The sequence below is a fragment of the Micromonospora sp. NPDC047074 genome (assembly GCF_040643815.1).
Classification (GTDB): domain Bacteria; phylum Actinomycetota; class Actinomycetes; order Mycobacteriales; family Micromonosporaceae; genus Micromonospora.
In genome coordinates, this window is sequence record NZ_JBEYVB010000014.1 from 31,014 (window position 1) to 54,163 (window position 23,150).

Here is a 23,150-nt window from a genome sequence, read left to right on the forward strand (position 1 = left end):
TCGAGGAGACGAGGTGACGTCCCGGGTGTCCCAGACCCAGGCGGAAGCAGCGGTGATGCAGCAGACCGCCGCGAAGTTCGAGCAGGTCGACCAGTCCCTGCAGTCCATGCTGAGCAGTCTGATGGCCGAGTTGGAGGTGTTGCAGCAGGCCTGGCGCGGCGCCGGTGGGCGCTCGTTCGAGCAGGTCAAGCAGCAGTGGGCACAGGATCAGGCGGCGTTGCAGCGCGCGCTGCGGGAGACCGCCGGCGGCATCCGCACGGCCGGTCGGCAATACGACGTCTCGGACGCCGAGGCAGCCAGCCGGGTGTCCACCACCAACCGCGGCGGCATCCAGCTGCCGCTCTGACCCGGTCTCGGGGGAGGAGACATCCGATGGATCACGGTGTACTGGTCGTCAACTTCGCCGCACTCCAGCAGGCGAGCGCGGACATCCAGAAGGCGCTGAACGCGCTCGACTCGCAACTCGGGCAGCTCGAACGCGACGCCGCCCCGCTCGTGGCGAGCTGGTCGGGCGAGTCCCGCCAGGCCTACGAGCAGCGCCAGGCCCGCTGGCGCTCCGCCTCGCAGGACCTCCAGGCCATGCTGCGCGACATCAAGCTCGCGGTGGACGACTCCGCGGCCGACTACCTCGACACGGAGAAGAAGAACGTCGGCCTGTTCCAGTGACTCCCGCCGGTGGCGCCGACCGTGACCGGTCGACGCCACCCGGCCGGCGGGCTCCCGGCAACCGGGCCACCCGGCCGGCGGGATCCCGGCAGGACGGCGAGCCGGCCGGTCAGGCGGGGCCAGCCGGCTCCCAGCGACGGCGTGCCCCGCGCGGCACGACCAGCGCGAGCAACGCCGCCAGAGCCACCGCCGCCCCGCTGGCCCCCGCCACCAGCAGCGCCCGGTCACGGGCCGTCGCCCGCCGGGCCTGCTGCGCCACCAGCGCCGGATCGGCCCGGTCGTCGGCCAGCGCGGTCGCCGGGCGTGACCGTTCCAGGACCCCGCCGCCGGTCTCGGTGACCGCCCGGTACGGGTTCAGCACACCCGCGCCGTACCCGCCACCCTGGCCGTCGCCCGGGGCCGGATCGGCGGTCGCCACGATCCGCCGCGTCACCTGCGCCGCGGTCAGCTCCGGCCGGTACTGCCGCAGCAGCGCCGCCGTGGCCGCCACGAAGGGCGCCGCGTAGCTGGTCCCCTCCGCCCGGAGGTGACCCTGGCCGGGGGCGGCCATCAGCACGTCGCTGCCGGGGGCGACCAGGTCCACGTACGCGCCGGTCTGGGAGAACGGCGCACGGATCCCGTCCACCCCGATCGCGCCGACCCCGAGCACCCCGTCGTACGCGGCGGGGTAGGGCAGGGGGTCTCCCGCGTCGTGCAGGTTGCCGGCGGCAGCCACCACGACCACGTCCCGGTCGACCGCGTAGCCGATCGCGGCCCGCACCGCGGGGTTGTCCGCGTACAGCACGACGGAGAGGTTGAGCACGTCGGCGTCGTGGTCGACCGCCCAGCGGATCGCCCGGGCGAAGTCCTCGGCGCTGACCGTACGCCCCGACTCCCGCCCCTCGACCACCTGCTGCTCGCTGACGCGTACCGGCAGGATGCGGGCGCCCGGGGCCAGCCCGTGGAACGCGACCCCGGCACGGGGCGCGGCGGCGATGAGGCTCGCCACACCGGTGCCGTGGCCGGCGCAGTCCCGGCTGCCGTCGCCGCCCGCGTCGAGCAGGTCGGTGCCGTCGAGGACCCGGCCGGTCAACTGCGGGTGTCGCCGGTCCACGCCGGAGTCGACCACCGCGACCGTCACCCCGGCACCGGTGGCGAGCGGCGCCAGCCGCTCCGGCGCGTACCGCTGCTGCGGCCACGGGAGCGCGGACACCGGCCGGACCGGGGCGAGAGGCGCGGCGCAGCCGGGGGCCGCCCGGGCGGCGGTCGGGACGGGCGCGAACCGCCCGGCCGGAACCGGCCCGGGTGCGGCGCCGGCCGGGCTGCCGGCGGATGCCTGGGCGGCCGGAGCGACGGTCAGCAACGCGGTCGTCAGAGCGGCCAGGAGCGGGCGCGCGAGGGACGGGGACATCGACCGCCTCCGTATCGTGTCGGCTCCGGAACGGGATGTTAGCGCCTCCGGCGGAACCCGGCGCACCGCCGCCGGCCAGCGATTGTGATCTTGCTTCTACCTTGTAGGTTGTACGCGATACCTATGGCCTGTGCGCGGGAGGAGGGGTGGCCGTGACCGAGTGGGCGCCGGCCACCGAGGCCGAAGCGGCGATGCGGGACGCCCTGCGCGCCAACGACCAACAGCTCTACTTCCGGGTCCTGGCCCGCACGGAGCTGCTGCTGCCGGTCGCCGCCGAGGCGCACGGCGGGCGGGCGCCGGTGGGCTGGGGCACCTGGACCACCGGAGGCCGGACCCACGTGCTGGCGTTCACCTCCGGCGCGGCCCTGCGCGCCTGCCTCGGGGAGAACGGCGGCGGAGTCCGGCGCACCGCCTTCGCCGACCTGGCCGACGGCTGGCCCGATCACGAGTGGTGGCTGGCGGTGAACCCGGGCCTGCCCGTCGAGGGCTACCTGCCGGCCTGGTTCGTCGCCCAACTCGCCCGCGGCGACGTCCGGCTGCCCGGCCGCACCATGGGGGCACGGGCGCGGCTGGAACGGGTGGAGACGGCCGCGCGGGCACGGGCCAACGCGGCCGGCAACGAGGCACCGGGCGGGCCCGGCAACAGGCCGACCACCGGCGGCGCCCCGGCCACCGGCACGCCGACCACCGGCGGCGCCCCGGCCACCGGCACGCCGACCACCGGCGCCGCCCCGACCACCGGCACGCCCTGGCTCGACCGCACGGCCGCGTCGAGCGCCGGCCACGCTCCCGCCCGACCCGGCGGGCCGGCGGGCCACCCCGACCTGTGGCACGGCGACCCGGCGGCCGGCGGGCCCACCCGGCTCGACACCCCGGCGGCGGCCGACCGGGTTGCCCCGCCCCGCCCGGCGCCGCTCACCGAGCGGCCGAGGGGCCTGCCGCCGCCCGACACCCAGCCCACGCCGTCGACAAACGGCCGCCCCGCCGGAGAGGCCCCGGACCGGCAGAACCGGTCCTTCTTCGAGCCGGCGTCCGGCCGTGCGGCGGCCCACCGGCAGGAGGCGTTGCGCTCCGGCGAACGGGCGACACCGCCGCCCCGCATCGCGCCCGGCAGTCAGCCGTTTCCCCGCCGTCGGCCGCTCACGGAGCCGGTGCCGATGCCGGCTCCGGCACCGGAGGAGACGACCCGCCCCATCCGGATCGCCTCGACCGACGGGGAACCGACCCGGGCCTTCGCGGTGCCGGGCGCGGAGGCCACCCAGGTGCTGCCGCCGCACCGGCCCGCCACCGCCGCCGAGGACGTCACCCGGGACCTCCGGGCCCCTGCCCCGAGCCCCGGGCGGCCCCCGGGGCACGCCGGGCGCCCACCGGAACCGGCCGAGGAGGCCACCCAGCCCCTGCCGCGCCGACGGCCCGTCCCCGAACCCGGCGGGCCGGATCCGGTGGCGGAGCCGCCGTCGTCGGCCGCGGAGCCGGTGTCCGCGCCGCCCGCCCCCCGGCGTGGCTTCACGCCGATCGTCATCGAGGGCACCATCGTCGAATCGCGGGACGTCACCGGACCGAGCGCCGCCGAGCGCGAGGCCGCCGCCGAGGAGACCGTCTCGCTGTTCGAGCCGGTCCGACGGCGGCGGGAGTCGGTGACCCCCGGTCCGCCCGCCGCCGCGCCCGCGCCGCCCGCGCCGCACGGCCCGCCGCCGCAGGAGCCGGCGACCCTGCCGGTCGACGCGCCGGCCCCCTTCTCAGCCGACGCGCCGGCGACCCTTCCTGACGAGCCGGTCCTTCCCGTCGACGAGCCGGTGGCCCTGACCGAGCCCGCCGCCGAGGACGCGCCGCCGCTCGCCGGTCCCGCGCCGGCCGACTTCCGGCCGGCCAACGAGGTCGAGGAGAACCTGCTCGACGCCGCCGGTGCCGGCAGCACCGACACGTTCCTGTCCACCCTGCTGCTGGCCCGTGTGCTGCTGCCCGTGGCGGCCGGCTCGGGGCCGGGCAGCGGACCAGGCGATCCCGGCTTCGTCTGGCGTACGGAGGAGCTGGACGGCGAGACCTTCGTGGTGGTGTACACCTCGCCGGAGCGACTCGCCGACCACACCGACGTGGCGGTCGAGACGATCGAGGTCAGGTTCGTCCAGTTGATCCGCCGCTGGCCGGAGGAGTCCTGGTCGTTCGCGGTCAACCCGGGCACCCCCGTCGGGGCGAAGCTGCCCGGTGAGCAGATCGTCGGCCTGGCCAACTGGGCGGCCGAGGTGGGGCTCGGCGACGACGTCGGGGCCGAGACCGAGCCGCCCGCCGCCGAGGAACCGGTCAGCCGCCCCCGCTACGCCCCGCCCGCCCCCGATCCGGCGCGCCCGATCGTGATGCAGAAGGCGGTCGCCGCCAGCCAGCTCGCGTACTACCTGGAGCGGGGCTACGACCGGGTCTCCGGCTTCGTGCACCGGGCCGGCGAGCTGGCCCACCTGAACACCCCGGCGCAGCTGCACGAGGCGCTCGGCCTGGGCTACCCCGACTCGCCCTTCGCCCGCGACGCCGAGGAGATCTACGTGCTGCGCTGGCCGGCACACCGGCCCAGCCTCTACCGGATCCCGTACGGCGGGCAGAACGAGGCCGCCATGCGGGCCATGGAGGGCTGGGTCATCGAGCGTCCGCCCTTCCGGGGCAACGGCTTCGCCCCCGGCGAGAGCAGCGACGTGGTGGCGGAGTTCAAGGTGGACAGCGCCCGGCTGCCGCACGGCGCGCAGCTGTGGCGGATCGGCGCGGACGGCACCGAGCGGGTCGTCGCGATCCTCGACACGGACGCGCTGCGGTGGCGACAGGTCGGTGAGCAGTGACCCGCGACGGCTACATGGCCCGCTGGCGGGGCCGGGAATACCAGGCGAGCCCGGACGGCGACGACGTCCGGCTCTACCGGCCGGAGCCGGGCGAGGGCTTCGAGGAGGTCCGCCCCGGCCGGTACGTCCGCGTACTGCCGGCCAGCGAGATCGAGGACCTGGCGTACGTGCGGACCACCTGCACCTGGCAGGGGCAGCCGTTCATCGTGCTCGGCGAGCACGACGGCTGGCTGCGGGTGGAGTACACCGGCGGGCGCTGGCCGGTCGCCCGGGCGATGGGGCTGGAGGTCTTCGACTTCGGCGTCTACCAGGGCTGGGCGCCCGCCGCCGAGGTCGCCGACCTGCGCGAGCAGCGGGTCTGAGTCAGGACTTCGCCCAGCGCAGGATCTCGCCCAGCACCACGTCGCCGGCCTCCACGTGCGGGAAGTGCCCGACGCCGTCCAGGAGCCGCCACTCGTACGGCGCGACCACGTACCGGCCGGAGCCCTGGGCGGTACGTGGCAGGGAGGCCTCGTCGAGCGCGCCGTGCAGCTGGAGGGTCGGCGTGACCAGGGGCTTCTGCATCAGCCGGACGAACCGGTAGCCGTGCAGGCGGAGCACCGAACGGAACGCCCAGCGGTAGCCCTCCAGCGCGCAGAACGCCGCCTGCGGGATCCGCATGGCCTCCTGGCACCGCCTCGCGTACGCCTCGAAGCCGGGCCCGTCGACCCAGCGCGGCCCGCCCCAGCGGCGCAGCATCCCCGTCACCGCGTCGTCGCGGGTCAGCACGTGCTCGTAGCGGGGTAGCTGGAACTTCAGCGTGGGGGTGGCGGCGGCGAACTGCCCGCGCGGGTCGGCGAAGATGGCGGCCCGGAGCCGGAGCGGGTGGGGTGCGCCGAGCACCACCAGCCGGCGGACCAGCGACGGGTGGAACGACGCCGCCGTCCACGCGATCATGCCGCCGACGCCGGTGCCCACGACGGTCGCGGACCGCTCGCCGAGGGCCCGGATCAGCCCGGCGACGTCGGCGGCCAGCGTGTAGCCGTCGTACCCCCGGGGCGGCTTGTCGCTGGCGCCGTAGCCGCGCAGGTCGACCGCGACGGCGCGGAAGCCGGCGTCGGCGACCGCCGGCAGCATCTCGTGCCAGGCCCACCAGTGCTCGGGGAAGCCGTGCAGGAAGAGCACCATCGGCCCGGCGCCGGCCTCGACGACGTGGAAGCGGCTGCCGTTGGCGCCGACGAACCGGTGCGTCCACGGCCCCTCGGTGAGGACGCAGGACTCGTCGACGGCCTCGCCGCGCTGCTCGGTCATGGCAGACAGCCTAGGACCCCGGCGCCGGCCGGCTCCGCGGCCGATCCCACGGGTGGCCGGGACCGCCCGCGGAACGGGCGATGCCCGGGCAGGTGACCTGCCCGGGCATCGCGTGGTACGGGTGGTGCGGATCAGGTGATCAGGAGATGCGGATCTTGGTGTTGAGGCCGTTCTTCTCCAGAACCTTGATCTTGGTGCCGGTGGCCGGGAGCTTGACGCCGTGGTTCGGCAGCTCCGGGAACCAGTACTGCTGGGTGTCGTCGAACAGCGGCTGCGCGGCCTGGCCACGGATGTACTGCGGCTGGCTGTTGAGGTGCAGCGTGAACGAGTCGGCCTTCTTCAGGCTGAACGGCGCGTCGTAGACCTGGACGCGGGCCCGCCACGGCTGGCCGGTCAGGTTGTAGATCGGCCGCGGGTGCGCGTCGATGATCAGGTTGCGACCCTCACCCGGGTGCGCGAACGTGTCGTTGTCCGCCCAGCGGGTGTTCCAGTAGGAGATCAGCAGACCCTCCTGGTACGCGTAGTGGTCCACGTAGTCCGGGCGGGTGTTCGAGTAGCCGAAGAAGTACGGGCCGGTCTTCAGGTACTTGTCGTACGAGATGTACTGCCGGGTGCCCGCGATGTAGTAGTTGTCGTACGCCTTGGTGTAGCTCGCCTCGGCGATCTCGAAACCACCGGCGAGCGTCCAGCCGGCGGCGCCGGACTCGGCACCCTCGGAGACGACGGTCTGGCCGTCGGCGGTCACGGTGAGCGCGTCACCGTAGAAGCCGCCCTCGGAGACACCACCGTCGGTCTGGTAGCGCAGCCGGAACTGCGCGGCCTTGCCCGCCGCCACGTCCAGCGGGACGTTGATGTCGACCCACTGGCCGTTGCTGCTGCCGTCCAGCGCGTACCGGCCGGCCGAGATCTCCTTGAGCGGCTGGCCGTTGGCCGTGCCGGGCAGGGTGCTCCAGCTCTGGCCGCCGTCCAGCGACACCTCGAAGAACAGGTAGTCGTAGTCGGCCTCGATGCTGTAACGGCCCTTCAGCGACAGCGCCGCCGACGACTTCCCGGTGAGGTCCAGGGCCCGGGTCATCGAGCTGTTCAGGTCGTCCTGGTTGCCGGAGAAGAACTGCTTGCTGCCCTCGAACGGCGCGCCGTGGTCGAACGTGTAGTCGCGCTGCGGGAGCACCACGACGACGGCCTGCGCCTCGGCGGTGTTGTACTCCTGCGGGCCGAGGGTCATGGTGCGCTTCTGCCCCGCGACGACCACCTCGTAGTCGAGCCAGCCGAGCTGGAGCTTGTTCCACGCGCCGAGGTCACCACCGCGGTCGCCGATGCCGGCGTCCTCCTTGGCGCCGAGCCGGCTCTGGGCCATCAGGGTCCAGTGCTCGTTGTTGTTGTCCCCACCACTGGTGACGTTGTAGTCGTCCGGCAGACCGAGGTCGTGGCCGTACTCGTGGTAGAAGACGCTCCGGCCACCGTTCTCGGGCTGGATGGTGTAGTCACCGATCCAGAGGCCGGTGTTGCCGATCTGGGTGCCGCCGAGCGGGTTGCCCACCGGGCCGGTCGAGCCCTGGTCGGACGCGTAGGCGTACCAGCGGTGGCTCCAGATGGCGTCCTCGCCCTGGTACGGGTCACCGTCGGCCTCGTCGCCACCGGAGTGGACGATCTGGAAGTGGTCGATGTAGCCGTCGGGCTCGTTGAAGTTGCCGTCGCCGTCGTGGTCGTACCGGTCCCACTGGTCCATCGCCTGCAGGTCGGCGGCGATCTGGGCGTCGGTCTGGCCCTTGGCCTTCTGGCTGGCGACCCACTGGTTGGCGGCGTCGCGGACCAGCGCCCAGGTGTTGGTGCAGACGTTCGAGGCGCACGGGTAGCCGCCGGAGCGGCCGTAGCGGGCCTCGTTGTACTGGACCTTCACCCAGTCGGTGACGACGCCGTCGACGCTGTAGCGACCCGAGGACTGCGCCTCGTAGTACTGCTTCACCGACTCGTCACCGGGGTTGGTGCCGAAGTAGAGCTTGCGGTAGTAGTCGGCGTTGTAGTCCGCCTGCCACACCGTGGAGTTGTCCACCGCCCGGTTGGGCTGCGGGATCTCGTTGTGCAGCGGCCCGTCGAACCGGGTCGGGCCCGCGGTGTTCGGGTTGGTGTCCTGGTCCGGGTAGCTCGGGTGCCGATCGTTGCCGAACTCGGCCAGGATGACGAAGATCTGGTCGGTCTTCTCCCGGGAGAGCTCGACGTACTGGTCCTCGGTCTGCGTGGCGGCGTTGGCCCGGGTCGAGCGGGCGCTGGCCCCCTCGGCCTGGCTCTTGCCGACCTTGACGACCGTGCTGCCGTTGACCTTCTGCGGCTTGGACCGGCCGGAAAGGACGTCGCTCAGGCCCTTCTGGCGCAGGGCGCGGCGCTTCTCCTCCATCGGGTTCGGCAGGTCGTGGTCGACATGGGCTGGCTCGGCGGCCGACGGAGCGGCCGTCGGCAACTTCAGCTGGGGCGCGGCGCTGGCGGTCGTGCTGAACGCCAGTCCCGTCGCCGTCAGCGAAAGCCCGAGCAGACCCACTGCGACTTTGCGCACGTGGTACCTCCGGTTTTAGGGAACCGGCCCAACGGGGGTACGGGCCGGCGAGACGAGTCCCACTAGGGGGACCAATGGTGAACATAGACACTCGTGTGACCGGTGGGAAGACGCATGCGTCGATTTGTTGCAAAGTCTTGTTGGGAATGCTTGTCCGCGTCACATTCCGGCCGGACGTCAACCGTCGTGAGCAGCGCGGACGATGGCCGTTAAGTAGGGAAGAGACGGTTTTCGGCAGGACTGGTCGCGTACGCGAAAACCGGCCACCGCCCGGCGTTCCACGGTTGTCGATGGAGCGTGACCGGGACACCTCGAAGCGAGGCGGGGCCCGCCCGGAGCAGTGTGCTCCGGACGGGCCCCGCCGGGTGTCCCGCGTCAGCCGACCCTGGGGTCAGTTCCGTGCGGGGGTGACGTACACCGTGGCGTACGAGTTGTCCTTCGCGGTGCGCTTGATGGTGATCGTGACGCCGTAGGACACGCCCTGGTCGCCCGGGTTACCGGTGCCCAGCACGATGCCGCTGCCGAGGCTGACCCCGTAGTAGGACGGCGCCGGCGTACCGTCCGGGTTGGTGACCCGGGTCGTGTACGGCGCGTTGCCCTTAGACGGGATGACCACCGAGGCGTCGCTGTCCCGGGCGTACGCCGAGCCGTTGCGGATCTCGATGCCCGGGTACCAGCCCTTCGCGTCCGTGAAGGTCGGCACCGCCGGCTGGGCGGCGAAGTTGGTGCAGTACTCGCTGTACGGCTCGTCGGCCGCCTCCAGGCACTCCGTGAAGGGGTACGTGGGCTTGAGCGAGAAGGCCGCGTTCGCGGACTGCGGGCGGCTGGGCAGGTTGTCCAGCACCGACGGGTCCTTGACGGCCGCCTCGCCCTGGCGGCGGTACGGGTCGAAGTGCGAGTCGACGATCAGCAGACCGCCCTTGGCCCCGTAGCTGGGCAGGGAGGTGAGCTGCGCCGTGGTGTGGTTGACGTCGCCCAGCGCGGTGTCCCGGTACCAGACGAGCATGCCCGGGGCGTTGTAGGAGACCCGGTCGACCTTCCACGCGTCGCGCGAGTACACCGTGTCGTAGCCGTACTTCAGGCCCTTGTCGAAGCCGTCGAAGTTGCGCCACTCCGCCAGGTAGTAGTGCGCCTGGTTGGAGGTGCCGCTGTTGATGCCCCAGCCCGCGCCGGTGGTGTCGACGAAGGTGCCGCCGGTCGCCGTCCAGTCCTTGACGCCGCCCTCGACGTCGTCGCTCCACGTGGTGGCGCCGCCGCCGGTCACCGAGAAGTCGTCGGCGAACCAGCCGCGCTCCGCGAACGCCTCGTCCGTGGCGTAGCGGAGGCGGAGCTGCACGGTCTGCCCGGCGTACGCCGACAGGTCGACGTAGTCGTGCCGCCAGCCGTGCGTGTCACCGGTGAGGCCGTACTTCTTGTTGCCGAAGTCCACCATCCGGCCGTTCGGGTCGGCGTAGCCGTCGTTGGTGGTGACCAGGTTGCCGGCCTCGTCGTAGACCTTCTGCTCGGTCCACGTGGTGCCGCCGTTGGTGGAGACCTCGACGAAGCCGTAGTCCCAGTCGGCCTCGATGACGTAGTTGTTCCACATCCAGAACTTCGCGTCGGCCGCCGCCGGAACGGCCACCTGGCGGGCGAGCTTGACGTCCGCCCACTCCTGGTCGGCGCCGGAGTACCACATGTTCGCGCCGCTGTGCGGCGTGGCCAGGGTGATCACCTTGTTCGGCAGGTCGATCTTGATGCCGTCCTGGGTGCCACGCGGCGTCCGGGACGTCTGGCCGAGCTGCACGGAACGCGGGTCGGAGCCGGGCGCGAGGGTCAGCGGGTCGGCCCAGCCGAGCACCCACTTGTCCCACAGGCCCATGTGCGTCGGCAGCGCCTGGAAGATCTCACCGGAGTGCGAGCCCGAGGCCATCAGGTCCCAGAAGTCGACGTCCGAGTCGGCGTTGCCGGAGGTGTCGTAGAGGTCCGGCAGACCCAGGTCGTGGCCGAACTCGTGGGCGAAGACACCGACGCCCGCGTCCTCCGGCTGCACGATGTAGTTCGAGACCTGGAGGTCGGTGCCGGGGATGGTGTAGCCGCCGGCGATCGACGACGAGTGCGCCCAGATGGCGTACGTGCCCTCGGCGCCGCCGCCACGGGACTTGCCCTGGCCGGCGTGCACCAGCACCAGGTGGTCGATCACGCCGTCCGGCTCGAAGAGGTTGCCGTCACCGTCGCGGTCGGCCTGGTCCTCGATGTCGTAGTCGGCCCACGGGAAGTCCGGGTCCGACTGCGCGAGGGTGGCGATCGCGTCGGTGGCCAGCCGGCCCGCGCCCTGCGGGTTGTCCGGGTGACCGTTCATCGACTGCTGGCGGCCGGGGACCCAGGCGCCGGTCTCGTCCTGGAAGCAGCGCGAGGCGGCGTACCAGCCCTCGGAGTGCGGCACCTTGATCCACGGGCTGGCCTGGCCGTCGACCGTGTACGCGCCCTTCGACATCTCCAGGTACATGTTGTGCATCGTGCGGCCGGCCAGGCTGACGCCCGGCTTGCCGTCCGGCCCGGTCAGGTCCGGACGGACCCGCTCGGTGAGGCCCGTCTTGCTGTAGAGCATCTTGTCGAAGTGCGTGGGGGAGAAGTCCGGCACCCACATCGAGTTGTTGTCCTCGTGGGGCAGGTTCGCCGGGTTCGGGATGTTGTTGTGCAGCGGGCCGTTCTGGACGGTGCCGGGGACACAGCTCCGGTCCTCGAAAACCGTCTTGGGGACCATGACGCCGGTGAAGTCGTCGTTGGCCTGGTCGTTGAACTCCACCAGCAGGGTCAGCAGCTTGGCGGTCTGGGTGGCCGGGGCCTTCTTGATCTGCCGCGGGCTCTTGCCCGTCTTGATCGCCTTGGCCTCGTCCTTGGCGAGCCGCTCGGCCGTGACCGGGTTGCCGCGGGCGAACTTCCGGTCGTAGGCGCGGGCCTCCTCGACCGCCGGGGCGAAGACGCCGTTCTTGCCCTTGACCTCGCGGCCGGTGCTGTCCGGCTGGACGGCGGGCTCGGCGTAGTTGATGTAGTACTCGTCCGCCCCGATCTTGGCGCGGGCGGGGCCGGGCTCGGCCGCCACCGCGCCGCCGGGCACGGTCAGTGCCGCGGCGGCGAGGGCGATGGCGGGCAGCGCGACGAGTAGGCGTCGGCGCTTCCCGGACTGCGGATTTCTGTTCATTCCGCTCCGTTTCTCGGGCTTGGAGAGGCGGGGGCCGGGCGCGCACCATCGATGTCACATCCATCGAACCGGCCCGACCTGCGTGAATTTAAATCAGAAAGAAGGCGAACGACAGGGCCGAGGTGCCCCTGTGTCCGTTCAGCTTCACCCGGCTCACCCGACCGACCGATGTGACAGCACGTCGCCGGACCGCCGTACACCCGTAAGAAACAGCGAGGGTGGCGGCCCGTGCGGACCGCCACCCTCGCTGCGTACGCCTGCCGTCAGTCCTCGTCGGACTTGCCGCCGCTCATGCCGGACGAGATCAGGTCCATCACGGACGAGTCCTGGAGCGTGGTGACGTCGCCGAGCGAGCGGTTCTCCGCGACGTCCCGCAACAGCCGACGCATGATCTTGCCCGAGCGGGTCTTCGGCAGCTCCGGCACCAGCATGATCTGCCGCGGCTTGGCGATCGGGCCGAGGGTCTTCGCCACGTGGTTGCGCAACTCGGCGATGAGCTTCTCGCCGGCCTCACCGGCGGTGTCCGTGGTGCCCCGCGGGATGGCGAACGCGACGATGGCCTGCCCGGTGGTCGGGTCCGTCGCACCGACCACCGCCGCCTCGGCCACCGACGGGTGGGAGACCAGCGCCGACTCCACCTCGGTGGTGGAGATGTTGTGCCCGGACACCAGCATCACGTCGTCGACGCGGCCGAGCAGCCAGATGTGCCCGTCGTCGTCCTTCTTCGCGCCGTCCCCGGCGAAGTACATGCCCTCGAACCGCGACCAGTACGTCTCGATGAACCGGTTGTCGTCGCCCCAGATGGTGCGCAGCATCGACGGCCACGGCTCGCGCAGCACCAGGTAGCCACCGCCGCCGTTCGGCACCGACTGGCCCTGGTCGTCCACCACGTCGGCGACGATCCCGGGCAGCGGCGTCATCGCGGAGCCGGGCTTGGTCGCCGTCACGCCCGGCAGCGGCGAGATCATGATCGACCCGGTCTCGGTCTGCCACCAGGTGTCGACGATGGGCAGCTCACCCCGGCCGACGTGCTGCCGGTACCAGATCCACGCCTCGGGGTTGATCGGCTCGCCCACGCTGCCGAGCAGCCGCAGCGAGGACAGGTCGTAGCCGGCGGGGATGTCCTCGCCCCACTTCATCATGGTGCGGATGAGGGTCGGGGCGGTGTAGAGGATGGTGACCTTGTACTTGTCGACGACCTCCCAGAACCGGCCCTTGTGCGGGGTGTCCGGGGTGCCCTCGTACATCACCTGGGTGGCGCCGTTGGAGAGCGGGCCGTAGACGATGTAGGAGTGCCCGGTCACCCAGCCGATGTCGGCGGTGCACCAGTAGACGTCGGTCTCCGGCTTCAGGTCGAACACGGCGTGCGTCGTGTACGACGTCTGGGTCAGGTAGCCGCCGGTGGTGTGCAGGATGCCCTTCGGGCGGGCCGTGGTGCCGCTGGTGTAGAGGATGAACAACGGGTGCTCGGCGTCGAACGGCTGCGCGTCGTGCTCGGCCGCGGCGGTCTCCACCGTCTCGTGCCACCAGTGGTCCTTGGCCGACCAGGCGACCTCCTCGCCGGTGCGCCGGACCACCAGCACGTGCTCGACCGAGGGGCAGTTCGCCACCGCCTCGTCCACGGTGGGCTTCAGCGCCGACGGCTTGCCCCGGCGGTACCCGCCGTCGGCGGTGATCACCACCTTCGCGCTGGCGTCCTGGATCCGGTTGGTCAGCGCGTCTGCGGAGAAGCCACCGAAGACCACGCTGTGCGTGGCGCCGATCCGGGCGCAGGCCAGCATCGCGACCGCCGCCTCCGGGACCATCGGCAGGTAGATCGCCACCCGGTCGCCGGCGGTGACGCCCAGGTCGGTGAGCGCGTTCGCGGCCTGACAGGTCAGCCGGTGCAGGTCGGCGTAGGTGATGGTGCGGGTGTCGCCCGGCTCGCCCTCCCAGTGGATGGCGACCTTGTCACCGAGGCCGGCCTCGACGTGCCGGTCCAGGCAGTTGTAGGCCACGTTGAGCTGCCCGCCGACGAACCACTTCGCGAACGGCGGCTTCGACCAGTCGAGCACCTGGTCCCACTGCCTCGCCCAGGTCAGCCGGCCGGCCTGCCGCTCCCAGAACGCCAGCCGGTCGGCGCCGGCCTCCGCGTACGCGTCTGCGGTGACGTTGGCGTTCTCGGCGAGTTCTGCCGGCGGGGGGAACTGGCGCGTCTCGTTCAGCAGATTGGCCAATGCCTCGCTCATGCCGTGCTCCCTCGTCGTTCAGGTGAACTACGTCTCTCTTGGCCACGAGGTTAGTCGGGGTGCCGGGCCCGGGCGACAAGACCCGGTCGACGCGCGCCGAGCGGCCCCCGCGACGCGCCGGACGGCGTTCCTGAGGTAAGGAAGGGCACCCTGTTAACGGATTCTGTCGAGGAAGGGCCCCTTCCTAACCTGAACGCGGGTGGCAGCGGTCGCTTCCGGCCGGCTCGTCGGCGGGTCGCGCCGGGCAGTCGATAGCGTGACGGGGTGACCGCTGACCCGCTCGCCCCGCTGCTCGCGCTCGCCGACATCGCCCCCGCCGTCGAGCGGGCCCGCGAGCGGTTCGACCAGGCGCTGGGGCACCGCGCGCTGCGCCGGCACGGGGGGCAGGTCGCGGCCGAGGTCAGCCTCCGGTCCGCGGTGGCCAGCGCCGCACTGGAGGGGCATGCGTACGAGCGCGAGGCGGTCCGCGCCGGGACCGTGACCGAACCGGTGGTCCAGGGTGCGCTGCGGGTCGCCGGGGCGCTGCCGGGGCTGTCCGAGCTGTGGCCGAAGGCGCCCCGCCAGGCGCTGGCCAGGCTGCACGTGCTCGCCGCCCGCGACGTCGTCACGGAGGCCGAGCTGGGCCGGCCGGTGGCGGACCCGGTCGTCGCCGCCCGGCTGGACGGCCTGGCCGGGCTCGTCGCTGGCGGCACGCAGGTCTCCCCGCTGGTGCTGGCCGCCGTCGTACACGGCGAGCTGCTGAACCTGCGCCCCTTCGCCGGGCCCTCCGGGGTGGTGGCCCGGGGCGCCGCGCGGCTGGTGCTGCTCTCCAGCGGGCTCGACCCGCGCGGCCTGTTGGCCGTCGACGTCGGCCACCACGAGCGGGAGCCGGAGTACGTCGGCTCGGCCGGCGCGTTCGCCACCGGCACCCCGGACGGGCTGCGATCCTGGCTGCGGCACTACATGGCGGCGGTGGAGGTCGCCGCCGCCCAGCTGACCGCCATCGGCGACGAGATCCTCGCGGCCTCCTGAGCCCTCCCGGCCCGCGTCTCCGCCCGCCGGCGCTGGTCAGGCCGGGGTGGGGGCGGTGCGGGTACGGCGGTGACGGCCGTACCACGCGATGCCGATGGCCACGCCCACGCCGACACCGAGCGCGGCGGCGGCGACCGGGACGGCCGGGCGTTCGCGCAGCCGCCGGCCCAGCGGGATCGGGTGCCGGAACTCCAGCACCGGCCAGGAGTTCTCGACGGCGAGCCGGCGCAGCTGCCGGTCCGGGTTCACGACGGAGGGATGGCCGACGCACTCCAGCAACGGCCGATCGCTGTACGAGTCGGAGTAGGCATACGAGTCGGCCAGGTCGTAGCCGCGCTCGGTGGCCAGCTCGCCGACCGCGTCGACCTTGCTCGGGCCGGCCGCGTAGAACTCGACCTCGCCGCTGTAGCGGCCGTCCACCACGCCCATCCGCGTGGCGATCACGTCCGTCACCCCGAGCAGCGCGCCGATCGGTCGCACCATCTCCTCGCCGGAGGCGGAGACCAGGACCACGTCCCGGCCCGCGGACTGGTGTTCCTCGATCAGGGCGGCGGCCTCGGCGTACACGTACGGATTGATCAGCTCGTGCAGTGTCTCCGCCACGATCTGGCGGACCTGTTCCACCTGCCAGCCCTTGCAGAGCGTGGCGAGGTAGTCCCTGGTCCTGGCCATGGTCTGCTCGTCGGTGCCGCCCAGCCGGAACATCAGCTGCGCGTACGCCGACTTGACCACGTCACGCCGGGTGATCAGGCCGTCCCGGTAGAACGGCCGACCGAACGCCAGAGCGCTCGACTTGGCGATGACGGTCTTGTCCAGATCGAAAAAAGCGGCACTTCGGCCCACGGCGCGAAAGTCTAGCCGGATGGTCTATGGTCGGCGGGTGCCCGGGGCCCGATGACCCTCTCGGACCTGCGGGCCCACCCTCACCGCCTTCGCTCACCGTGACGGTGGTCACACTCTGCGGGTATTAATTCGCGGGGAGTGGAGTCGGCACCACTCGACGTATACAGGTCCGCTCAGGCAGACTTGTCAGTGCGACGAGTATTCACATCTCGTACGAGAGGCAGACCCTCGGCGGTTGCACCCCCCGTGACCGCTGAGTGGGTTCGGCTCGACCCCCCCGGAGCCGAACCTTCGACGACCCCCGTCTCCCCCCGACGGGGGTCGTCCCTTTCCGGCGGGAGCGCTCCGACGCAGGTCACAGGTCGTCTCCATCTCCGTCAGGGCCGCTCTCCGAGGGCGAGTTCTCGACCGGAGGCAGCAGGGAGGCAGCAGAGCCGTCGAAGGCATCCAGGACCCGGGCGGCGTAGTCGTCGGGGGTGTGCGTATAACGATTGAGCGTCGTGGACGCCTGCTCGTGGCCCATGACCCGCTGCACCAGGTTGATCGGGACGCCGTCGGTGACCAACCAGGTGGCGTAGGCGTGTCTCAGGTCGTGGAACCGCATGCCGCCGACAGCCTTGGCCGCGATGTGGGCCACCGCTTCCCGATCGGTGGTGAACTCGGTGGACCACTCGACGCCCTCTCGGTCCGGCCAGACAGCGCGGTACCGATGCGGGCCGCTGTTGACGACCTGGCCGAGCAGGCCGGCACGTACCAGCAGCCGACAGCCTGACGCCGGACCCCCTCGACAGGGGCCGTCCCTTTCCGCGAGCGTCTTCCGGCCCACGTGGAAGGCAGATCGCCGGGCTCGGCCGGGCGGGACGCCGGGCGGAATCTTCTCATGCCCACGACCCGCCGCACGATGCTGACCGGCACCCCGTCCGTCACCAGTCAGGTGAGGTGCAGTTGCCGCACGTCCGCAAGGGCGGCCCTGAACGGGCCGCACGCGCCGCCGCCTGGGCGTGCGTCCGATGCTCCGCTGTCGCTTTACGCCGGCCAGGCAACACGCCAGCAGTTGGCGGAGGGCGTGCCGGGTTCACCCGGCGAGTGACGGCGGGCGAACCCGGTGGGTGCGGGGATCTTTCTTGTCCTGGCTGTTTGGGTGCACCACTGTCGCAGTATGGGCAAGGGTGGGAAGCGGAAGCGCTTGGCGGCAGTTGGGCGGCGCTTCCAGGAGGAACGAGACGAGGACTGGGTGTCGCTGGGATGGTCCGAGGACCAGACCGCCGCAGTGGCCCAGGCGTGGAGGCGTCTGGCTGACCTCGGCGTTGATCTGCCAACGCGACCGACTCTCCGAGACCTCTGGGCTGCCGGCATCGCGGACACGGATATCAAGATCGATCACTGCTACCTCGGTCCAGAGCGGGGTGTCTGCGCGATCCAGATCAGTGTGCGTAGGGCAGCGCTGGATTTCGCACGGCGTAGACCGTGATCGAGCGCTCCGGTCGGTCCGGCGCCGCGGCTGGCGGTTGAGTCGCCGAAAGTCGGACGGTGCGGAGTACGTACAACGATCTTGGCGTGTCCCGGCCGCTGGCCGTCCTCTGGCCGCGCAGCGCTGACGGCCCGGACCACCAGTCACGCCAGCGATCGGGCCCGTTGCCAGGGCGACGCGGACGGATCACGACAGCCGAGAATGATCTTCCAGACTGGTGGTGCGGAGATCGCGGGCGAGAGAGCATCCTCTGATGCTGACCTGCATGGCGAACGACTGTGATCGTCTGGCGACGCGTGGACAGGCGTGGACGGACGAACCGCTGGAGGGGATAGCGCAGTACCAGAAGGGAATCAGGCTTGAACTGTCTGTGCAGGACATCGCGGTCCGGTTGGTGCTGTGCGATGAGCATGCCCGGGAGTTGACAGTCGCTGCGTGGGAGGCGGCGCTGGCCAAGCTCGACGGGTGGGGCTGGCAGCCGCTTCGCGGGCCGATCGGCTGACCACCGGCAGCGCGTCCTCGCGAGCCCGTGCCGCCGTGGCACCGCCGTCAGGCGAGGTCGGCGTCGTGGGCGAGGAGCGCTATCTGCGTACGGTTGTCGAGGTCGAGCTTGGTCAGGATGTGCGACACGTGGGTCTTCACGGTCGCCAGGGTCATGTTGAGCGCGGCGGCTATCTCGGCGTTGTTGCGGCCCTGGCCGATCGTCACCACGACGTCGCGCTCGCGTGGGCTGAGCGCCGCGAGGGTGGCCCTGGCCCGGGCGTACGCGCCGGCCTGGACGGCGACCCGATCCATGAGCCGGCGGGTGATCCGTGGGGACAGGATCGGCTCGCCGGCCGCGACCTGCCGTACCGCCTCGGCGATCCGGGCCGGTGGGGTGTCCTTGAGCAGGAAGCCGCTGGCCCCGGCGCGTAGCGCGTGCAGGATGTTCTCGTCGGTGTCGAACGTGGTCAGCACGATGATCTCGGGCGGCCGCGGGCGCGCCCGTAGGCGGCGGGTGGCGGTGATGCCGTCGACCCGGGGCATGCGCAGGTCCATCAGTACGACGTCGGGGGCGTGCGCGTCGGCTGCGGCCGGCACCTGGTCGCCGTCAGCGGCCTCGCCGACCACCGCGATGCCCGGGGCGCCGTCGAGCATCATGGTCAGCCCCGCGCGGACGAGCGCGTCGTCGTCGACGACGAGCACGCGCACCGGCGGGGTCATGCCGGCCATGGTATCGACGCGTGCAGCCGGAACTCCCCGCCGATCATCTGGTGGTCGAGCCGCCCGCCGGCCAGGTGCACCCGCTCGGTGAGCCCGACCAGCCCGGCGCCCCCGGACCAGCCGGGTGGCGTCGTACGCTCCGACGCCAGCGCGTTGCGGACGTCGATCTCAAGCCCCACGCCCGGCCCACCGCGCAGGGTGACCTGGGCCGGCTGGCCCGCGGCGTGTTTGCGGGCGTTGGTGAGGCCTTCCTGGATCACCCGGTACGCGGTGCGGGCCACCGACGGGGGCGCCTCGGCCGGCTTGTCCACCGCCTCGTGCAGCAGCACCTCGGTGCCGGCGTCGCGGGACTCGTCGACCAGGCGCGGGACGTCGGCCAGCACCGGCTGGGGGCGGCTGCCGTCGCTGTCCGGCGGGTCGTCGTCGCGCAGTAGCGAGATCACCTCGCGCAACTCGTCGAGCGCCTGGTGCACGCCGTTGCGGACGACGCCCGCGGCCTGGGACAACCGCTCGGGTGAGGAGTCCGGACGGTACTCCATCGCGCCGGCGAACGTGGCCAGCAGCGACAGGCGGTGGGCGAGGACGTCGTGCATCTCCCGGGCGATCTTGCGGCGTTCCAGCATGCGCGCCTCGGCCACCCGGCGGCCCTGCTCGGCCTCGGCGCGGCGGGCCCGCTCGTGCAGCGAACGGATCAGCGCTTCGCGGGCCTGCGCCCACGCGCCCCAGCCGAGCAACGCCCCGTAGCCGATGACGACCAGCGCCAGCCACCAGCCGTACGACATGCCGCTGTTGGACCGCCATACGCCCTGGACCGCGTGCGCGCCGATCCCGGCTACCGCCACCGCGACCGCAACCGGGGCGCGCCGGCGCCGCGCCACCTGCAGCGCGCCGATCGTGGCCGGCGGGGTGGCTGCCGGCGACACCGCAGCCAGCACGGTGAGCACGGCCGTGGTGGCGACCGGCCGCCACACCACCAGCGGCGTCAGCAGCCAGCTCAGCGCGCCGGCCGTGAGGTCGAGCGCGAGCAGTGGGCCGGGCGAGCGGTCGCTCCACCAGCCGAGGATCGTCGCCGCGACCAGCACGCCGGACACGACCAGCATCGCGGCGTGGGCGGCGATGGCGGGGCGGCGGTCGCAGTCTTCCGGCCCGACGGGGAAGCTGTTCACGCGGCGAGGCTAAACCGGCGGGCACCGGCGCCGACACCTTCCAAAGTTGGGGGTCGGGCTCTCCTAGGAGAGGACCGGCGCAGCTCGCGGCCCGATGTGCCCACCCGGCCCGGACCGCGACGCTCATCGGCATGACGAACGACATGCAACAGAGCGACACGACCCGGACCACCGTGCGGCGTACGCGGCGGGCGATCACCGTCGGCGCGGGAGCGGCCGGCGCTCTCCTCCTGTGGGTCGTCAACGACCCCTGGGCCGGTGTCGACCTCGCCGTCCGCCAGGGTGACACCACGCAGCACATCGGCCCGGCCGCCGTCGTGGTGGCCGCGCTGGTCGCCGGCCTGGCCGCCTGGGGCCTGCTCGCGCTGCTGGAGCGCACCGTCCGCCGTCCCGCCCGGGCGTTCCGGATCATCGCGCTGATCGTGCTGGTGCTCTCGCTGATCGGCCCGCTGGGCAGCGGCGGCGGCATCAGCAGCCGACTGGTGCTGCTCGGCATGCACCTGACCGTCGGCATCGCCCTGATCATCGGACTCCCCGGCCGACGGAACTGCTGAATGCTCGCGCGGCACTCATAGCAGATCGACTCGCGCTGCGGGCGTTGTCCACAGGGCGTGCGGTTGTCCACAGGCTGTGCGGACGGGGCGGCGATCAGGGGTGGTAGCGGAGCAGGGTCTCGGGCCAGGAACCCCGGAGCCCGACCGCTGGAGGCCGCGATGCCACCCCGTACCTCCGTCCCGCCGCACCGGCGCCTGCCGCTGCTCGTCACCTCGGACGGCGACCTGCTCGACGACCTGCTCCGGCTCGCCGCGGCCGGGGGTGTCGAGGTGGAACTCGCCGCCGATCCCGCCGCCGCCCGGACCCGGTGGCTGCCTGCCCCGCTGGTGCTGGTCGGTGCCGACCAGGCCCAGCCCTGCCTGCGGGCGCGGCTGCCGCAGCGGCCCCGGCTGGTGCTGGTCGGCCGGGCCGGGGAGCTCGATCCCGGCTGGCAGGTCGCCGAGCTGATCGGCGCGGAGCACGTGGCGACGCTGCCGGCCGCCGAGCCGTGGCTGGTCGACCGGTTCGCCGAGTGCGGGCCGGAGGGCGTGGGTCGGGGCGGCGCCCGGATCGTCGCCGTGCTGGGTGGCCGGGGCGGTGCCGGGGCGAGCATCCTGGCCGGCGGGCTCGCCGTCACGGCCGCCCGCGCCCGGCTGCGCACCCTGCTCGTCGACGCCGACCCGCTCGGCGGCGGGCTCGATCTGGTGCTCGGCTGGGAGCAGTTGGAGGGGCTGCGCTGGCCGGCACTGACCGGTGCGGACGGCCGGGTGGACGCCCCGGCGCTGGTGCGCGCCCTGCCGAGCCGAGGCGATCTGGTGGTGCTCTCCTGGGACCGGGGCGATCTGCTGGCCCTTCCCGCCCAGGCGATGGCGGCCACCGTCGACGCCGCCCGACGGGGCCGGGACTTCGTGGTGGTCGACCTCCCCCGGCAGTTGGACGACGCCGCCGTCACCGCGCTCCAGGCCGCCGACCAGGTGTACGTGGTGGTCCCCGCCGAGCTGCGGGCCACCGCCGCCGCGGCCCGGGTGGTGGCCGCCGCCGGCCCGCACTGCGCCGAGCTGTCGGTGATCGTGCGCGGTCCGGCACCGGGCCGGCTGGGCGCGGCGGAGGTGGCCCGGGCGCTCGGGCTGCCGCTTGCCGGCACGCTGCGTCCGGAGCCGGCGCTGGCCCGTGGGTTGGAGCGGGGCGAGGCCCCGGCCGCGCACGGCCGGGGACCACTGGCGGCACTCTGCCAGCGGATCGTCGCCGAGCTGACCGGCACCCCGGCGGCGGGTGCGGCGTGACCGGGCCGTCGGCCGAGGGCGACACCCTCGCCGCCCGGGTCCGGCAGCGCATCGCGGCCGCGTCGACCCCGGTCACACCCGCCGCGATCGTCTCCGCCGTACGGGCGGAGCCCACCGCAGCCGTCCTCGGCGACACCACCGTGCTGCGGATGGCCGACCAGGTGCACGACGACCTGATGGGGGCAGGCCCGCTCGCTCCGCTGCTGGCCGACCCGGAGGTGACCGACGTGCTGGTCAACGGCGTACGGGTCTGGGTGGACCGGGGGCAGGGCCTGCACCAGGTAGCGGTGCCGCTCGGCACGCTGGACGACGTACGCCGGCTCGCCCAGCGGCTCACCGCCAGCGCCGGCCGGCGGCTCGACGACGGCTCCCCGTACGCGGACGCCCGGCTGCCCGACGGCACCCGGCTGCACGCCGTGCTGCCGCCGGTGGCGACCGACGGGCCCTACCTGTCCCTGCGGACCTTCCGGCAACGGCCCTTCACCCTCGACGAGTTGGTGGGCCAGGGGACGGTCACCCGTCCGGTGGCGCCGGTGCTGGCCGCCGTGGTGGCGGCCCGGCTGGCGTACCTGGTTGTCGGCGGCACCGGCTCGGGCAAGACGACGCTGCTCAACACGCTGCTCGGGCTGGTCCCGGCCACCGAACGGATCGTGCTGGTGGAGGACGCGGCCGAGCTGCACCCCCAGCATCCGCACGTCGTCGGGTTACAGGCGAGGACGGCCAACGTGGAGGGCTCCGGCGCGGTCGGGCTCACCGACCTGGTGCGGCAGGCCCTGCGGATGCGGCCCGACCGGCTGGTCGTCGGCGAGTGCCGGGGCGGAGAGGTGGTCGATCTGCTCGCCGCGCTGAACACGGGCCACGACGGAGGCGCCGGCACCCTGCACGCCAACGCCCCGTCGGACGTGCCGGCGCGACTGGAGGCGCTCGGGATGCTTGGCGGCTTGCCCCGCCCCGCCCTCCACGCCCAGGTGGCCGCTGCGCTCCAGGTGGTGCTCCAGGTGCGCAGGAGCGCCGAGGGACGCGTGCTGGAGTCGGTCTGCCTGCTGCTGCCGGAGGGCCCGGATCGCCTGGTCACCGCGGTTCCCGCCTGGGTACGCGGGCGCGGCCCGGGTCTTGCCGCCCCCGCCCTCGCCGCACTGCTGCGGGAACGGGCCGTGCCGGTGCCACCGATCCTGCGCGAGCCGTGGCCCGGATCGGCGGGACCGCGGTGACCGCCACGTACGTGCTGGTGGCGATCGTCTCGGTCGTGGCGGCGGCGCTGGTGTCCCGGGCGATGCGCGACGGTCGGAGGCGGCGGGCGGTGCTGGTCGACGGCGCACGGGGGAGCGGACGGCCCGGCGGGCAGGATCCGCTCGTCGACTGGATCGTCGAGCTGCGCCAGACGTCCGGCCCGGGAGACGAGCTTGACCAGGCCAGCGGCGGTTGCGCGGATCGGCGCGCGTCGGACGGCGAGGCACGGTGGGGGTCGCGGGACGCGGCCGACAGGTCGCCCTGGCCCTGGCCTGACG

18 protein-coding genes are annotated in these 23,150 nt (G+C 73.0%); 9 read left to right on the plus strand and 9 right to left on the minus strand.

Features of this window, described 5'->3' with window-relative positions:
- Positions 1–25: 25 nt before the first annotated feature.
- Together ABZ809_RS18805 and ABZ809_RS18810 are read left to right on the plus strand one after the other, a co-directional pair.
- Complete coding sequence (locus tag ABZ809_RS18805) at positions 26–346, plus strand: WXG100 family type VII secretion target (protein WP_357563789.1); 321 nt, start codon at positions 26–28, stop codon at positions 344–346.
- Positions 347–372: 26 nt separating this feature from the next.
- Positions 373–666, plus strand: coding sequence for a WXG100 family type VII secretion target (locus tag ABZ809_RS18810; RefSeq protein WP_357563790.1), 294 nt, complete (start codon positions 373–375; stop codon positions 664–666).
- A 109-nt stretch (positions 667–775) separates the two neighbouring features.
- Here ABZ809_RS18810 and mycP read toward each other — a convergent pair whose 3' ends face one another.
- Entirely contained in the window at positions 776–2,056 is a 1,281-nt protein-coding gene (gene mycP / locus ABZ809_RS18815) for a type VII secretion-associated serine protease mycosin (RefSeq protein WP_357563791.1), read from the minus strand.
- A 152-nt stretch (positions 2,057–2,208) separates the two neighbouring features.
- Between mycP and ABZ809_RS18820 the strand changes: the two genes are divergently transcribed.
- Both ABZ809_RS18820 and ABZ809_RS18825 read left to right on the plus strand, forming a co-directional pair.
- Positions 2,209–4,881: an SseB family protein gene (locus ABZ809_RS18820; RefSeq protein ID WP_357563792.1), complete on the plus strand. Its 2,673-nt coding sequence runs from the start codon at positions 2,209–2,211 to the stop codon at positions 4,879–4,881.
- On the plus strand, positions 4,878–5,243 hold the full coding sequence (locus tag ABZ809_RS18825) for a hypothetical protein (protein ID WP_357563793.1): 366 nt from the start codon (positions 4,878–4,880) through the stop codon (positions 5,241–5,243). Before ABZ809_RS18820 ends, ABZ809_RS18825 begins: the two co-directional genes overlap by 4 nt.
- A 1-nt stretch (position 5,244) precedes the next feature.
- Here the strand turns inward: ABZ809_RS18825 and ABZ809_RS18830 are convergent, their stop codons facing one another.
- The 4 genes from ABZ809_RS18830 to acs all read right to left on the minus strand — a co-directional run bounded on the left by ABZ809_RS18830 (position 5,245) and on the right by acs (position 14,131).
- Positions 5,245–6,171: an alpha/beta hydrolase gene (locus ABZ809_RS18830; protein WP_357563794.1), complete on the minus strand. Its 927-nt coding sequence runs from the start codon at positions 6,169–6,171 to the stop codon at positions 5,245–5,247.
- A gap of 139 nt (positions 6,172–6,310) precedes the next feature.
- A complete protein-coding gene (locus ABZ809_RS18835) occupies positions 6,311–8,707 on the minus strand; it encodes an immune inhibitor A domain-containing protein (RefSeq protein WP_357563913.1) in 2,397 nt (798 codons plus the stop codon).
- A 406-nt stretch (positions 8,708–9,113) separates the two neighbouring features.
- Positions 9,114–11,903: an immune inhibitor A domain-containing protein gene (locus tag ABZ809_RS18840; RefSeq protein ID WP_357563795.1), complete on the minus strand. Its 2,790-nt coding sequence runs from the start codon at positions 11,901–11,903 to the stop codon at positions 9,114–9,116.
- A 263-nt stretch (positions 11,904–12,166) separates the two neighbouring features.
- Positions 12,167–14,131 carry an acetate--CoA ligase gene (gene acs, locus ABZ809_RS18845; protein ID WP_357563796.1) on the minus strand — a complete coding sequence of 655 codons (1,965 nt, stop codon included), beginning with the start codon at positions 14,129–14,131 and terminating at the stop codon, positions 12,167–12,169.
- A gap of 264 nt (positions 14,132–14,395) precedes the next feature.
- Between acs and ABZ809_RS18850 the strand changes: the two genes are divergently transcribed.
- A complete protein-coding gene (locus tag ABZ809_RS18850; protein ID WP_357563797.1) occupies positions 14,396–15,142 on the plus strand; it encodes an oxidoreductase in 747 nt (248 codons plus the stop codon).
- A 36-nt stretch (positions 15,143–15,178) separates the two neighbouring features.
- Here the strand turns inward: ABZ809_RS18850 and ABZ809_RS18855 are convergent, their stop codons facing one another.
- Together ABZ809_RS18855 and ABZ809_RS18860 are read right to left on the minus strand one after the other, a co-directional pair.
- Positions 15,179–15,985, minus strand: a complete 807-nt coding sequence (locus tag ABZ809_RS18855) for an HAD-IB family hydrolase (RefSeq protein ID WP_357563798.1) — start codon at positions 15,983–15,985, stop codon at positions 15,179–15,181.
- Positions 15,986–16,340: 355 nt separating this feature from the next.
- On the minus strand, positions 16,341–16,622 hold the full coding sequence (locus ABZ809_RS18860; protein ID WP_357563799.1) for a tyrosine-type recombinase/integrase: 282 nt from the start codon (positions 16,620–16,622) through the stop codon (positions 16,341–16,343).
- 1,087 nt (positions 16,623–17,709) lie between these two features.
- Here ABZ809_RS18860 and ABZ809_RS18865 point away from each other — a divergent pair.
- Positions 17,710–17,958: a hypothetical protein gene (locus tag ABZ809_RS18865; RefSeq protein WP_357563800.1), complete on the plus strand. Its 249-nt coding sequence runs from the start codon at positions 17,710–17,712 to the stop codon at positions 17,956–17,958.
- 47 nt (positions 17,959–18,005) lie between these two features.
- Here the strand turns inward: ABZ809_RS18865 and ABZ809_RS18870 are convergent, their stop codons facing one another.
- Positions 18,006–18,668 (minus strand): response regulator transcription factor, encoded by a 663-nt coding sequence (locus ABZ809_RS18870; RefSeq protein WP_357563801.1) that lies wholly within the window; start codon positions 18,666–18,668, stop codon positions 18,006–18,008.
- Positions 18,656–19,825, minus strand: a complete 1,170-nt coding sequence (locus ABZ809_RS18875) for a histidine kinase (RefSeq protein ID WP_357563802.1) — start codon at positions 19,823–19,825, stop codon at positions 18,656–18,658. The genes ABZ809_RS18870 and ABZ809_RS18875 overlap by 13 nt, the downstream gene beginning before the upstream one ends.
- A 131-nt stretch (positions 19,826–19,956) precedes the next feature.
- On the opposite strand from ABZ809_RS18875, the gene ABZ809_RS18880 reads away from it, so the two are divergent.
- The 3 genes from ABZ809_RS18880 to ABZ809_RS18890 all read left to right on the plus strand — a co-directional run bounded on the left by ABZ809_RS18880 (position 19,957) and on the right by ABZ809_RS18890 (position 22,853).
- The gene (locus tag ABZ809_RS18880) at positions 19,957–20,379 is read left to right on the plus strand and encodes a DUF6069 family protein (RefSeq protein ID WP_357563803.1); all 423 of its coding nucleotides are present in this window, start codon (positions 19,957–19,959) and stop codon (positions 20,377–20,379) included.
- Positions 20,380–20,538: 159 nt separating this feature from the next.
- Positions 20,539–21,642, plus strand: a complete 1,104-nt coding sequence (gene ssd / locus ABZ809_RS18885) for a septum site-determining protein Ssd (protein ID WP_357563804.1) — start codon at positions 20,539–20,541, stop codon at positions 21,640–21,642.
- Complete coding sequence (locus ABZ809_RS18890) at positions 21,639–22,853, plus strand: TadA family conjugal transfer-associated ATPase (protein ID WP_357563805.1); 1,215 nt, start codon at positions 21,639–21,641, stop codon at positions 22,851–22,853. The genes ssd and ABZ809_RS18890 overlap by 4 nt, the downstream gene beginning before the upstream one ends.
- Positions 22,854–23,150: the final 297 nt, after the last annotated feature.